The organism is Phocaeicola faecalis (genome assembly GCF_021730445.1).
GTDB lineage: Bacteria > Bacteroidota > Bacteroidia > Bacteroidales > Bacteroidaceae > Phocaeicola > Phocaeicola faecalis.
In genome coordinates this window covers 1-14202 of record NZ_JADNRM010000015.1, presented here as the reverse complement: position 1 = coordinate 14202, position 14202 = coordinate 1, and the positions used below count along the sequence as shown (strand labels likewise).

At 43.3% G+C, this 14202-nt stretch carries 9 protein-coding genes and 1 pseudogene; 2 read left to right on the top strand and 8 right to left on the bottom strand.

Going from position 1 to position 14202, the window contains the following annotated elements:
* Positions 1–35: 35 nt before the first annotated feature.
* Together IR173_RS13235 and IR173_RS13230 are read left to right on the top strand one after the other, a co-directional pair.
* Positions 36–2429, top strand: coding sequence for a TonB-dependent receptor domain-containing protein (locus IR173_RS13235; protein WP_237040070.1), 2394 nt, complete (start codon positions 36–38; stop codon positions 2427–2429).
* 396 nt (positions 2430–2825) lie between these two features.
* The gene (locus tag IR173_RS13230) at positions 2826–3752 is read left to right on the top strand and encodes a tyrosine-type recombinase/integrase (RefSeq protein WP_237040069.1); all 927 of its coding nucleotides are present in this window, start codon (positions 2826–2828) and stop codon (positions 3750–3752) included.
* Positions 3753–3935: 183 nt separating this feature from the next.
* Here IR173_RS13230 and IR173_RS18235 read toward each other — a convergent pair.
* From IR173_RS18235 to IR173_RS13185, 8 genes and pseudogenes are all read right to left on the bottom strand, one after another.
* Positions 3936–4010 (bottom strand): annotated as a pseudogene (locus IR173_RS18235) (AAA family ATPase); the annotation flags it as partial.
* A 3-nt stretch (positions 4011–4013) separates the two neighbouring features.
* Positions 4014–4628, bottom strand: coding sequence for an SLOG domain-containing protein (locus tag IR173_RS13220; protein WP_237040068.1), 615 nt, complete (start codon positions 4626–4628; stop codon positions 4014–4016).
* Positions 4613–5848, bottom strand: a complete 1236-nt coding sequence (locus tag IR173_RS13215) for a toll/interleukin-1 receptor domain-containing protein (protein WP_237040067.1) — start codon at positions 5846–5848, stop codon at positions 4613–4615. Before IR173_RS13215 ends, IR173_RS13220 begins: the two co-directional genes overlap by 16 nt.
* Positions 5845–7827, bottom strand: a complete 1983-nt coding sequence (locus IR173_RS18230; RefSeq protein ID WP_394800673.1) for a TIR domain-containing protein — start codon at positions 7825–7827, stop codon at positions 5845–5847. The genes IR173_RS13215 and IR173_RS18230 overlap by 4 nt, the downstream gene beginning before the upstream one ends.
* 13 nt (positions 7828–7840) lie before the next feature.
* Positions 7841–9298 (bottom strand): SIR2 family protein, encoded by a 1458-nt coding sequence (locus IR173_RS13200; protein ID WP_237040066.1) that lies wholly within the window; start codon positions 9296–9298, stop codon positions 7841–7843.
* A 34-nt stretch (positions 9299–9332) separates the two neighbouring features.
* Complete coding sequence (locus IR173_RS13195; RefSeq protein WP_237040065.1) at positions 9333–10121, bottom strand: LamG domain-containing protein; 789 nt, start codon at positions 10119–10121, stop codon at positions 9333–9335.
* 150 nt (positions 10122–10271) lie between these two features.
* A complete protein-coding gene (locus IR173_RS13190) occupies positions 10272–13478 on the bottom strand; it encodes a PL29 family lyase N-terminal domain-containing protein (protein ID WP_237040064.1) in 3207 nt (1068 codons plus the stop codon).
* A 203-nt stretch (positions 13479–13681) separates the two neighbouring features.
* On the bottom strand, positions 13682–14179 hold the full coding sequence (locus tag IR173_RS13185; protein WP_237040063.1) for a helix-turn-helix domain-containing protein: 498 nt from the start codon (positions 14177–14179) through the stop codon (positions 13682–13684).
* Positions 14180–14202 lie beyond the last annotated feature (23 nt).

Genomic DNA, 14202 nt, shown 5'->3' with positions numbered 1-14202 from the left:
CTGTTACCTTTGTGCCAAACAAAACGAATTACAGAATGAAAACTTTATTACGAAAAAGACTTGTTTCCCTATTCGTCCTTTTATGTTGTACATGGGGAACAATCACGGCACAAACTTACCGAATATCAGGATGTGTGAAAGATGAGACGGGAACTCCTGTCGAAGTGGCCAATGTTATATTGCTTCACTCCACTGACAGTACGTATCTGGATGGAATGATTACCGATACGAATGGTTGCTTCCGGTTGCAAGAACCCAAAGGGAACTATTTACTGTGTATTACCCTGTTGGGCTATCAGGATTTGTCGTTGCCTCTTACCCTATCCAAAGATACTGATTTAGGCAGTTTAGTATTGAAAAACTCGTCCATAGCGATGAGTGAGGTGACTGTGACAGCCGCCAAGCCCGTTATCAGGCGTGAGATAGACCGTGTTGTCTTTGATGCGGGAAACTCTATTGCCAGCGTAGGCGGTAATGCATTGGATCTCCTTCACGATGTACCCGGCTTGCGCGTGTCTCAAAGCGGGGTCGACATCATAGGAAAAGGAGGAATCAAGATTTATATCAACGACCGTGAGACCAAACTCTCCGGTGAGGAACTCATTAATTTTCTGCGCTCCTACAGTGCTTCTCAAATTAGCAAGGTAGAAGTGATTACCACTCCTCCTGCCCGCTATGATGCCGAAGGCAATGCCGGCATCCTTAACATCCGCCTCAAGGAACGTGTCAAAGACCATATCGGAGGCAACGCTTTCGGTTCTTATCTGTATGGTGAGAAATATAACTATGGGTATGGCGGCCTGAGCCTACAGTTCAATCGCCAACGCGTAACCGCTTACCTGAACGGTAGCGGAAGTTACGGTAAAACCGGCTATGTGGAGCGTAACGGGCGTTTCTATACCGACCAAACATGGCGCAGCCGTTCCGAAAGCGATTATTCTCTTTCTTCCTTTTATGTAGACGGAGGAATAGATATCGATATGGGCAGACAATGGAATATAGGTACCCAACTTACCTATATCAACAATGCTCCCAATAATGTAACCGACAACCGTACCGAAGTGCACGACATTCAGGAACTTCGTACCGATTCATTCATGCTCGGCCGTGATGATAAGGACTATTCACAGAATCGTGTGAATGTAAACTTCCACGTCGATAAGTCATGGGGAGATAAAGGACACAAGATGATATGGGATGTCGATTATCTGAAAGACAAATCCAATACATTCTTCGATTTTGATTCTGAAAGCCACCTGCCGACAGGAGAAATAATCCCCGGCTCGGAGTTTAATTATGATAAGAATCAGCACCGTACGGTAGATGTAATCTCTTCTGCACTTGATTTCATCCTTCCCGGTGACAGTTACAGCTTCACGACAGGTGCGAAAGCATCTTTCACCGACACGCGCAACCGTCTGATGTATGATAACTCCAATGTGTCTTTCACTCAAAATGACTTTTTCCGGTATAAAGAACAAATCTATGCCCTTTATGCCGACTATAGCCATAACTTTGGCTCCCATTTCTCAATGAAAGCCGGTCTTCGTCTGGAGCATACCCGGACAACAGGCATTTCCGAGTCCCAGCAGACAACGGACAAGCATGACTATACCCGCTTGTTCCCTACTTTCTATCTGATGTATAAGCCGAATGAAGATAATGTGTTGAATATGAATATATCCAGCCGCATTTCGCGTCCGGCACAGAATATGGTGAACCCTTTCCTTACTTACGAAAACAAATATAGCGAACATCGCGGAAAAGAAGACCTGAAACCCAGTTATCGCTATAATGCAGAGCTTTCTTATACCCTGAAGAACAACTTGAATTTCTCTATATTCTATTCGTATGCCACTGATGTATTCTCGCAGCGGCTGATGCTGAACGAGGAAACACATGTCCTTTCCACTTTGTGGGACAACTATATGAAAAACCGTTCTTTCGGTATTACCAACTCTTATACGTTCCGTTTGGGGTGGTTGCAGACGTTTGTCCAGCACACGTTAAAGTATAACAGGACCACTTCCAGTGCGCCCGAAACCCATCCTAAAAATTCCGGTTGGGATTATAACATCAATATCCGCAACACATTCTATCTGAATACAGCCAAAACGTTGGTTGCCAGTCTTTCCGGTTACTATTCCGGACCGAGTCATGGCCAGGTGATTCATCGGGAAGGTTCCTATGGAGCCAGTGGAGGTATCCGTTACAGTATGTTGGGCAACAAACTGAATCTGAGCCTGAATGTAAGCGATTTTTTGGTGAAGAATATGCGCGGAACCAGTTACTCCAACGGACTCTATACGAAGTTCAACAATACCTTTACCTATACGAGCTTCCGTATCGGGGTAAGCTATAACTTCGGTGCCGATATCAAACGTAAAGAACGTAACTTGAGTAACACGGATATCCAAAACCGCCTATAGTAGGGGAGACGGATTTCGCTCTCTTTATGCCTTTGTTTTTGTCACAAAGGCGGAGAACAGCTTGTCTTTCTGCTTATGGCAGGCAAGTTCGGTAATCATGTTGTAAATAAGAACGGTTAAGTGGAAATGAGATTCTTTCCTCTTAACCGTTCTTTCGATGAAATGGGGGATTTTAGACAGACCAAAGAAATAAAACCCCGGAAAATGAGATTTTTCCTCTTGGGGCGGTTAAAGACAGAGGTGAACGCCCTGTAATCATAGCGAATAGTCCCATTTTATAAAATACCTTATGCCTTCATCGTTTTATCTTCTCAATTACAAAGGAATAAAAAAACAGACAACTTATCTTTGTCGGATGCTGTTAAGTCAGAAAAATAATTTAAAGATTAGATTACGATGATTACAATTAACCTAAAGAACAGGTGTTCAAGTAAAAAATCCCTGGCACTATTTATGCAGACGAACATTACTCATTTGAGAGAGTCGGAACAAGCTCGTACAGGTGAAACCTATGCGGCTGCATTTAATAGTTTTATGAGATTTACGAATGGCGAAGATGTATCGCTAAGTGAAATGGACTCAGACATGATGGTGGCTTATGAAGCCTATTTAAAGAGCAATGGAGTGAGCATGAATACTGTCTCTTTCTATATGCGCATCCTTCGGGCAGTGTACAATCGTGCGGTGGAGCAAGGAATTACCTTGCAGCGCTATCCTTTCAAGCATGTCTATACAGGAGTGTGCAAAACCATCAAGCGTGCCCTTCCGCTCAGTGTGATAAAGCAGATAAGGTTGCTGGAATTGCCTCCAAACTCGACTTTGGATTATGTACGCGATATGTTTTTGTTTAGTTTCTACACTCGCGGAATGTCTTTTGTCGATATGGCCTACTTGCGTAAGGAAGACCTGTCGGAAGGTATTTTATCCTATAAAAGGAAGAAGACGGGGCAATTGCTCCATATCAGGTGGGAGAGATGTATGGAAAATATTGTGAAGAAATATCCCTGGAACCGCACTGTTTATCTGCTTCCCATTCTCAAAAACAGTGGTGTGGACGAAAGAAAGCAGTATAAAAATGCCATCACTCTTATGAATCGCAGGTTGAAGGACATAGGCAGGATGGTAGGGCTTACCCATCCGTTGACGATGCACTGTGCGCGCCATTCATGGGCTAGCGTGGCGAAACATAAGCATATTCCTTTGTCTGTCATCAGCGAGAGCATGGGACATGATTCCGAAGGAACGACCATGATTTATTTGTCGTCGCTGGATACGGCTGTCATCGATGAAGCCAACAAGCAAGTATTGAAAGAACTTTTCTAAAAAAAGTCTGTATCTTAACAGGATACCGTATTAGGAACAAAAAACTTCAAATCCGTCAGCCGATACGGAATCCATTGTTGGGGTAGGGTATGGCTGACAGGTTTGAAGGAAAAACAGCGCATATTATGCATGTAAAGCTATTATCTACTCGTCGATAACACTTTTCACTTCTGTATCTACATACTTACCTGGGAAATAGGCTTCCAATGTAGCTACCAACAGGCTCTTGCCAAAGCATCGGGGGCGGCTCAGACAGTACTCTTACAGCCTGTTCTTCAGCAGTTCGCTAAACAAAGTCCGATAATCAAAGTCATTCTTCAAACGTATATCAAAACTTTCCCGATTCCGGTTATAAATCTCTAATGCCGCACCTCCCGTACTTGCCATCGGCAATAGTAACGCATCGGCATGATGTTCTTTAAACAGTTCATATTCAATTTCCACTCCTTCCATGCCTCCAATAAAAATACCCGCTACATAGTTATGTGCAGGAGCAAGCATCTGCTCACGCATTTCTGTCAGACTGGCTTTGCGGTCTTTCACACCTTGGCTGAACCTTACCTGAGTCAAGATTATATGTTCCACACATTCATTGTCTGGGGGGAACATGCCCTCAAAGAAAGCAGACTGATACAGGGTCACATGCTTTTCTATCTCACAAGAACTAATTCCTACTCTTTCCAGCACCTCACGAATCAGGGGAGTTATGGAAGGATGACCTCCCCATACCAACCGGGCATGAGGAAGAATAGTGGCGGCCAATGCGCGGACTGCGTCACGGATGCCTATCATATCGGCAGTTTCATAGTATTTCGCATCCCGCTCCGGAGAAGGAATACTGGCCGACAGAAAAATATGCTTCAATTTGTTTTCCATTTTTCCAATATATGATGATATGAATATGAATCCAACTCACGGATACAAACAGTCTTTACCGGTAAGTACCCATCCAGCCATTGCAGATGTTCCATCCATTTCTTCTTCATGTACAGCTGATCGTATACCAGGCACACTTTCACCTCCTGCCTTCCTGCCTCATCCTGCAAATACTCCTGTATCCACAGTCGGGCGTCATCCATCACCTTGGCGTCAGGGATACCTATCGCGGGCACAAATAAAATCCTTTTATCTTGTTCTTCTGCATATACCACATGTGAAGGATGTAGCGTATAAGATAAATTCTCTTTTTTCAGCCAACTTATAAAAGGTCCCATCAAATTGGAAATACGGGCCTGCAAACTCCTCGCCAAAAAACGTTCTACGGCAAGGGCTATCTTTTCCTCAATCTCCTGATAACGGACAGGACACAACAAATCCATCTTTTTCATTATAATGGGCAATCCCAAGCTACCCGGTATACTCTTTCCTGCCTGTCCGTCCCCTTGGTCTGTGCACAGTAACTCTATCACTCCTATTTGCAGAACACTGGCTTCATTCAACTCTTCCTTCACCCAGTCCCGACTCATATAATTATCAGTATGCAATGCTACCATCATGTCCGCATCCATCAACTGGTGTTTCAGTTCTTGTTGGAAATCTATTCCTTTACTAATGCTGTGCGTGTCCAAAAAAACATTGAACCCATGAGCCGATAATGTATCATACAGGTGCATAGCCTGAGTAAGAGCGTCTTCCCGACAGTAACTGATAAAGACTTTCCGGTGATGGCGTAACAAATGGAACTCCTGCAAGATAAAGTTCAGAACAGAAGCCAATCGTTCTTCGGAAGTTCCGGACCCCAGGCGCATGGCATTGACAGGATGCAATTCTTTCGGCACATTCTGCCGGAACCTATCCGAACTGTTTATTACCGGCAAGACAGTGATGCCCTTACTCAGCAGAGACTGTAAAACGGGAGAGTCGGTTTCAAACCTCTCCTCCCATGCCGCGCCACCGAAATAAAGTCCCACCACCGGCAAGCTGTAATCTATCGCCTGGGCATCCTCCGACACAAGCAGCCTCACCAGCATACGGTCTATAGACAATTCCGCCAGTTTGTCCTCTAATTGTTGCTGCAAGTCCTGAGAGACCGATTGGAGAAAAGTGGAATCTCCCAGCAACACTACCTGATAGCGGTATGCATCTATCCTACTCATAACTCCTCCCTAGCTACGATTTCTCCTTTTTCATTCACTCTCCCTACCACTTTGGCAGGACAGCCCACGACCAATGCATAGTCTGGAACATCTTTGGTCACCACGGCGCCTGCACCTACCATCGCCCATCTGCCTATGGTCACTCCACAGACAATTACCGCGCCACCGCCCAGTGACGCACCTTCCTTTATTACGGTAGGTGTCATCGTCCAGTCATCACCCGATTTCAACTGACCGTCCGGAGTGATGGAACGAGGATTCTTATCATTGGTAAATACCACGGACGGACCTACAAACACCCCATCCTCCAGGGTTACCCCATGCGGAATCATCACATTGTTCTGTATCTTCACCCGATTGCCTATCACCACATCATCATCGATATGAACAAAATGGTGTATTTTGCATTCCTGTCCTATGCGGCAACGGTCACCCATTATCACAAAGTCGTCAGTCTTCACATCTTTGCCCACTTCGGCCAGAGGGCTTATCTGCACCAACAGTGTATTACGTTTCTGCTTCAGCAACATCTCATCCTTATAACGTACTTCCAGACGCTGTATTAGGGCCAGTGCCTCCGGAGTAGGGAAACGTCCTGCCAACTCCCGTCTATAATCTCCCAACTGCAAGAAAAACTGTTCGCCCACCTCCAGTTTGGAGTCATCTGCCGCTTCAAGCAGTTCCGGGAAGCGGGAGTGAGCCGAAGGATGCAGTACCCGGAAAGACAGCAATTCCAATTCTATCCGGCTGGAAGTCAGAATCACACCTATCTCGAAAATTCCTCCCTCGTGCATCAGTTCATCACCAGACAGTCCCAATTCTTCCTTGATACCTCGGTATAATGTTCCATACAGATTCACAGTCTTCCCATCCTCCTCCAAGTCTTTTATAGCCACAGTCTCGTCATAGCTGAAATGATAAAGGTTGGCAGCCTCGCATCCCGAACTGCGTTTTATCCACAAGGCACTTTCTTTCTGTTCTTCTTTCTGTAACAGAAAGCCTCCCATTCCCAAAGAACAGAGGAAAGGAGCATAATGAGGAATGTCCTCAACGGTATGTATATCAAAAGGATTCTCCTTGTCACCCAGAGAAGCAATCAAATTCCCATATATTTTGCTCATTACCTTGAAGGTGAAATAGTCCGAACGATACATTTTCATCGTCAATGAATGGGTTTCTATTCCGTCCGGCGATCTTTGGGCAGTAATTTCAGAAACACCGACCATCGGTCCGTTGAACATGGTAGCATGGCTTCTCAAACGTTCCAGAACATAATCCGCCACTTCACAGGCCGTCTCTTCAATGAAAGTGTCAGCGTCTTTATCATTATAATACTTCTCGAAAAAGCAGCGGAGTCTTTCCAGCATCCGTGTATCTTCCGATGCTTCGGAATAAAATCCCAGACTTCTCAGTTCCTCCCTTCTGCTCTCGGGAATTGGCAGAATAAATTTTACATTGGTCAGTTGCGCGCTTATGTGTTCCGGTGACCATATCTCACTACATGTCTCAAGCTTCACATATCGGCCTGAAGGGGTCAGGTCACCGAAACAACGTTGTACAGCGGAAAGGATGCTGAACATCTCGTCCTTTTCTCCCGTTTCCGGATTATCTGCTATGGCTACACGCTGGATGCTCCACATTTCTGGATTTTTAGGTCTGGACTTAATCCCATGCGGATAAAGCAAGATTTTCTTTTTTTTCTTCAGGGCATAAGGTAGTTCCTTGTCCTGCACGAAAGTCTTTCGTACCGACGAGTTGGAGTGAATATAAAGCACCACTGCACTTTCGTCTATCCCACTCTCAACATGGGGTCTATATCTCTCTCCGCTATATTTGAAGAGGATATCCTCATCGCGCCACACCCGGTAACCGTTGTTTTTCAAGGTATATACCACTTGTTGCACAAAAGGTCTGTCGGTACTGGAATAAGAAATGAATATATCATACTTATATTCATTTTTGTTAATGAATTCATCCATAGCATATTTTGTTTTAAGGGTTTATATCCAAAGCTCTTATAATAGTCAGTATCAGTCCATAATCGGGCAGAAGTTCCGGTTCGTTCAAATAGTCCGCGAAAGCATTTGCCGGAATCTCCTTCTCTTCGTAAGGTATCCCCAGGCTATTAAAAATACCCGTTTCTTTTGCCGGTGAGTCATATTTAAGACAATGACCGTATATTTCAGGACGGTCACTGATTCTCTTCCACATTCGTCTTGCGGCAAACCCGGTGCTGGCCACAGGCACTATATTCAAGCCACTCCTACGGAAAGCATTCAGTTCCCGTTCCCAAGTCGGAGTGTCAACCAGCTCCTCGCTTCCCTCTTCGTTGCCAAACAAATAGATACAGGCCCCTATCCCCGAATAAGAAAGAGAGATGAAGTCCGCATCATCCTCTGCGGGAGGAGGCAATACCTTTTGCGTCCATGTCCTATAAGATTTCGCACCGCCTTGTTCCCATTTATTAGCTCCCATCATCACCAGTTTTCCGATATTGTTCCCCAGCTGGCTTACCGGCTGATAATCTTTCTTTCTTAACTGGTACCCCAGATGATAAAGAAAAAGCTCCGCACGTCGGGTGTCCCAGTCACCATATCCGTCGGCACTACCGGCTATGAGTACATATTTTCGGTTATACCGGTTTTCTATCTCTTTCAGAACAGGCACAAGCATTGAATAATCCTCTATGAATACGGTCTTAATCCCATAAGTCTGCAGAAAGGCGGTTTGATGCTTCTGCCTCTGCTTCAAGTATGCGTCATCTTCTTTTTTTGTGATGTAAAAATGAACGGGCATATCCTCTCCATACCTGTTCTTTATCTGGCCGAGCAGGAAATTGATATTCGGGTCCGAGAAACTGAATCCGAGAAAAAGAAAGGTTTTAGAGGCATAGTGGCATTGGAATTGGTCACTGAATATTTGGTATTTGTCGTTGTATCCCTCATAGTCGCGTCTGGTTATAATCACATCATGTATCTTTGATGCCTCACCATGCATTTTATACAGGGTAGCGTCACTTCCACTTAACGGATGGATAAAATTGCTTATGCAGGTTTTCACATCTGTTCTTTTTCCTTCCGCTTTCAGTGCTTTCTCCATCAATTCGTCATAATTGGTAGTCCAATAAACAGAAACAGGAAGCCGGGACAGGATGGTGTGCCGTTCGGAATAAGTCGCTTCATCAGGAGTCATTTTATCAAACAACAATTTATTCAACGCCCCTCTGTTGCGTTCGTCGTTCACATAATATTGAGCCAGTAACGCATAGTCGCTCTCTCTGGCAACATCCAGTCTCAAATGCGCGGCTACAGGTCTCATCAGTTCGGTCCAGTCCACATAGCCGCATGTTTTGGACATACCTGCCCCTAGAAAAACAGCCGCAGTGTTCTGGTGCAATGCAGTGACATAGGCATCAATGAATTCCTCTGTTTTTGAATCAAATGTATCCATATTCCAACAAGCTCTCAAAATGCCCTGCCTTTATTTATTGCAGCCGTTCCAAACGATATATCGCATCCATTTCCTCCGCTTCGAGCACACGGTCATAGATACGTATGTTATCCAGTTTCATATCTTCTGAGAAACTGCTATAATGTCCGTCACAGTCACCGCCTATTTGTACTTTGATAGAAGAAGGTACATCGTACACGCCTTCACAGTTGGCTACAAACTTACCATCTACGTACAGTTTCTTTTCACAACTGAACCCGTCACCATTAGGAATATGGGTGAAGCCAATCATGTGCCACTTCCCATCCTGCAAAGTACTGAAGGGGTAGGAAAAGGCATACGATTTACTAAAGTCTGCCCGGTTATTGGAATAGAGTTCAAACTTGCCACTCTTTGTACGTGCTGCCAAGCAGGGGAAATCCAACGCCTTGTCTATGTTTACCGCAGACAACAGGATACCCGCTCCAAAATCTTTCACCCATAAGGTGGCAGAATAAGTAGTGTTCTTGAATAATTGGTAGGGAATATTGATGTACTGTTTTTCTTCTTTCTTCAACCAGACGGACTTTCCTCTGCCCGAAGGGGTATCCGAGAGCATCTCCGGATGATTGATAAGGGCTGCATCATAGTGGTGGGAGGTACCGTCATCACCTGTACTATTGTTGAAAGTGTAATAGGCCACCAGACCTACTTGTATGGAGGTCAACTCGTCTACTGAGGGGATTTCCACATCAGGAGTTTTGGGCTTGTTGTCGTCTGAGGAAGAGCATCCCACGCAGATACCTATAGATAATAATAGGGACAGAAATAAATAATTCTTCATAGTCATTTTCTTTTTAAAGTAAAAAAGCGGGGAAAGAACCGCCCGTTGCCGGATGCGCTTTCTTTCCCCGCTTGAAAGAGTTTATAATTTCTACCTTGGGTAGAAGCTGCTTCTCACGAAGGGGAAGCAAGCTTTTACTTTATAGGTTGATTATTTTGTAGTTACAGTAACATCAAATGTACGTACCATGGTCTTGCCCCAGATATCTGTTACAGAAATCTGCATCGGAACAGTAACTTTACCACCTGTTACATCGGCAGGAGCACTATCTACAGCTGTGATTGTAGTACCGGAAACCACACCATCAGCAGCTACATTCTGGAAGTATTTAGTAGCTTCCAAAGCATCAGCAAATGCGATTACGACACCATTAGCAGCGATACGAGAATCAACAGCTACGATTCCTGTAGTTTCTTTGTCGCCATTATGTTCAGAGAATGCAATCTTAGCTTTATAGTTGTTGAACAAAGCAATAAGTTTCTTATCTGCATCAGGAATATTCTTTTCTTCAGTTACACCTGAAGCATTTTCTTTGTTAAACTTGATTTCATTCTTTCCTGTTACAGTATAATACTTAGCGAATGTAGTCTGCAATGTTCCCCAACCCTTCAAAGCAACATCACCTGTTACTCCTGTTATAGTTACATCTTTATCAGTAGCTGTCATATGAATTGCAGGTTTAGAAGACAGAGCAGTATATTCAATGTATTGTTCCATTGTCATACCCAAATCCAACAAATCATCTGCACTGATAGCAACCGGTTTACCAGAAGCGTTAACTACATAGTCACCATTTGTTTCAGGTTGATCGTAATCTGTTACTTTATAAGTTACTTCACTACCATTAGAACCAAACAATTCATAAGTCTTACCCTTGTCAGTACCGGCAGCAACCAAAGCCTTAGTGATAGCCTTCTTGATATCAATAATATTAGTTTTATTCTGTCCACCGAATACAGCTGACAACTTAGTGGCATCCATGATGATTGCCTCAGCAGGAGTTTCACTGAAGATTTCACTCTTAACTTTTACCTTATAGTCAAATTTATCTATGTTCTTGTCATTGCCAAACCATGTGTAGACAGCACGGATGTTACGTTCAGTATACAACTGGTTCCATTTTGCCGCAGTCCAATCTTGGGTAGCTGGAGTTTTAGTCTTCCATACATTAACAGACAATTCAGCATTCGGATCAGCTTCCTTATCGCCATCTAACCAGTTATAATTGCCATAAGCAGCCTTATCTTCAGTATCACCACCATTATCGATATAGTTCTTATTATCCATATCAATAAAGCCTTTCAAAGCAGTACCGTTATTCAAGATCAGACCATCAGCCAGTTTATAAGTCACTTTACCATTCTGAACATCAACCTTACCTGTAATTTGGAATACATTGTTTTCTACAAATGCAGGAACCAATTTGATATAAGCAGCAGTTACATCGGGGTTAGAAACAGCCAATGTAGTAGTTGCAGAGAAGACAACAGTAGAACCATCAACAGAAGTCATTTCTACTGTATATTCTTTCGGCATCCACATTTCACCAACATAAGTTTCTTTGTTATGTTCATAGTTTTGATTGACTTTTACATTGGCAGTAGCAGCCTTAATGTCAAGACCGAATGTAGTAGCAGCAGACTCTGTATTAGTATTCTTTATATACCATTTTCCATTAGAATAAGTCACTTCATTCTTCTTAGCATCATAGAACTTAACATCTCCGTTGTAAGCTACATATTTCTTGTCAGCATCATCAGCATCCACACGGCTAATGAAGAACTTAATCTGTCCCTTCATCAACTGATCTAACTGAATAGCAGACATATTCAGTTCGCTCATATTCCATCTTACTTCTACGGCATCTTTACTCAATGTGATTGCTTTGGCACTCAAAGAGCTTTCAACCTCTACAGACTGAGCGATTTTCACATCAGCTGTAGCTGATTTTACAGAACCATTCAAACCAAGAACTGTTACTTTCAAAGCTACAGTAATAGCATTTTCATTAGCCGGCATATTACCGATAATCAGCTTGCTACCGTCAATAGACAGTTGATATTTTTCTATCTGCAATGCATTGGTTGCCTCAAGAACTACATAACCTGCATAGTCATGGTTCTTTGTAAAGATAGGAGCGTTGTCTCCTTGTTTTGCAAAAACATCAATGCTGGCTGCGTATTCTACATTAGAGTTTGAATTCCATACATTTACGTCCTGTGAAATAACATCGCACTCCACATTATATGCAAATGCAGTTTTTACAGTAGTACCTTTAGCATTTGTTACAGACAATGAAGAGTTTTCTGCTTCTGCATATTTTTTCTTTTTAGCATCATAAGCAGGATCAACTTTTACAGACCAGAAACAATTGTTTTCTGCTGCTCTTGTTACCATAGAAGAACCATAATATCTATTTTCGCCTTGGTCTATTTGTCCGTTACCATTTTCATCAAACCAATACCATCCATTATCTATTTCTGTATTAACAGGTAATCCCTTTGTCGGATTAGAGATTTTGATATCAGCAGTCTTTCCATCAACACCTTGCAAAGCGAATGAGAATGCATCTGTCAGTTCTACATTTGCAGGAGTAACCAAGATAGGCAAATTACCACCTTGTTTCATCGGGGTATCTTTTGCTATATTTGCCAGTTCAGGATATTTCTTCAACAATGTTTTAGCATCGTCCTTGTTGGCGTTCCACTTATTCCAAATAGAAGTTTCGTATTTCACACGAACTTTTGAATAAGGTGCTTCAGCTACGAATGAATCAGAAGTAGCGGGCAAAGTAACATCCTGGAATGCACCTGTTTCGTCAGCGATATGCAGAACGTAAACACCGTCTTTCTTCACAACATAAGCACCAGTACCCTGAGCAGAGATTTCAGTAGTTTTTTCTACGAATTCGCCTTTGGCGGCATCCCATTCGTAAACCACCCAGAAACCGTCAGCACTGATTTTAGGAGAAGGAGCAGTTGCGCCTGCCTTGCCATCCTCTCCGTCTTTGGCAACAGCCTGAGAAGCGGTCTTTTCGCCGTCCTTATACCAGAAGCCGTCTTCGCCGATAGTCCATTCAGTACCGTTCTTTCCGTCTGCACCCTTGATGCCTGTAATAGAGGTGGTGGTACCGTCGCTCATGGTTACAGAGAAACCGTTTTCAATAGAAGAGATATTGGTTACCCATTTTCCTTCTCCCACCAGTTTCTGCAAAGCTGCAATCGCATCCTTGTTAGAATTAATTTGTTCCTGTAAGTCCTTGATGTCATCATCATAGTCTTTACAAGACACAAATGTTCCTGTTGACGAAACCATTAAGGCTCCGAACAGGATTGCACTTAAAAACTTTTTGTTCATAATAGAAAAACTTTAAATTTATAAATTTAAAAAACTAAAATTGGTTATACATATTCTATAGTTTCCGAGAGCTGTGCCCTCTGTTCATGTTTCATATATTTTTTTGGAGAGGCGCCCGTCATCTTCTTAAAAGCTGCGTAGAACGTGCTTNTTGTTCATAATAGAAAAACTTTAAATTTATAAATTTAAAAAACTAAAATTGGTTATACATATTCTATAGTTTCCGAGAGCTGTGCCCTCTGTTCATGTTTCATATATTTTTTTGGAGAGGCGCCCGTCATCTTCTTAAAAGCTGCGTAGAACGTGCTTCGTGACAGGAATCCGCAACGCCGGGGCAGCTCCTCTAGCGTATATGTGTCCGACCGGAGCAGTTCCTTGGCATATTCCACGCGGTACTTGTTCAGCAAATCCTTCAGGTGGCAGCCGAAATAGCGGTTCACCACGTTGGACAGGTAGGTCTGGTTCGTTTCAATCATTCCACTCAGTTTCTTTAACGAAATCTCCGGGTCAAGAAACACCTGGCGCACTTCCAAATAGTACAATACATATTTATATAGCTCACAATCGACTTTCCTTGCCGTCTCCATTTCGCGGCCTGCAAACTTCTGCTCCCAGTAAAGATGGGCCGCCCTGAAGAGCAGATTCTTCTGCCTTTCGGAAGTAAAGGTGCGCTTGTCGCGATGTAGGAACAGGTAGTCCATTGTACTCTCTTTTTATCGTCTCT

Coding starts and splice junctions, on each gene's coding strand:
- IR173_RS13235 (WP_237040070.1), top strand. CDS start 36: ATGAAAACTTTATTACGAAAAAGACTTGTTTCCCTATTCGTCCTTTTA.
- IR173_RS13190 (WP_237040064.1), bottom strand. CDS start 13,478: ATGAACAAAAAGTTTTTAAGTGCAATCCTGTTCGGAGCCTTAATGGTT.
- IR173_RS18230 (WP_394800673.1), bottom strand. CDS start 7,827: ATGGATGAATTCATTAACAAAAATGAATATAAGTATGATATATTCATT.
- IR173_RS13220 (WP_237040068.1), bottom strand. CDS start 4,628: ATGGAAAACAAATTGAAGCATATTTTTCTGTCGGCCAGTATTCCTTCT.
- IR173_RS13215 (WP_237040067.1), bottom strand. CDS start 5,848: ATGAGTAGGATAGATGCATACCGCTATCAGGTAGTGTTGCTGGGAGAT.
- IR173_RS13230 (WP_237040069.1), top strand. CDS start 2,826: ATGATTACAATTAACCTAAAGAACAGGTGTTCAAGTAAAAAATCCCTG.
- IR173_RS13195 (WP_237040065.1), bottom strand. CDS start 10,121: ATGAAGAATTATTTATTTCTGTCCCTATTATTATCTATAGGTATCTGC.
- IR173_RS13200 (WP_237040066.1), bottom strand. CDS start 9,298: ATGGATACATTTGATTCAAAAACAGAGGAATTCATTGATGCCTATGTC.
- IR173_RS13185 (WP_237040063.1), bottom strand. CDS start 14,179: ATGGACTACCTGTTCCTACATCGCGACAAGCGCACCTTTACTTCCGAA.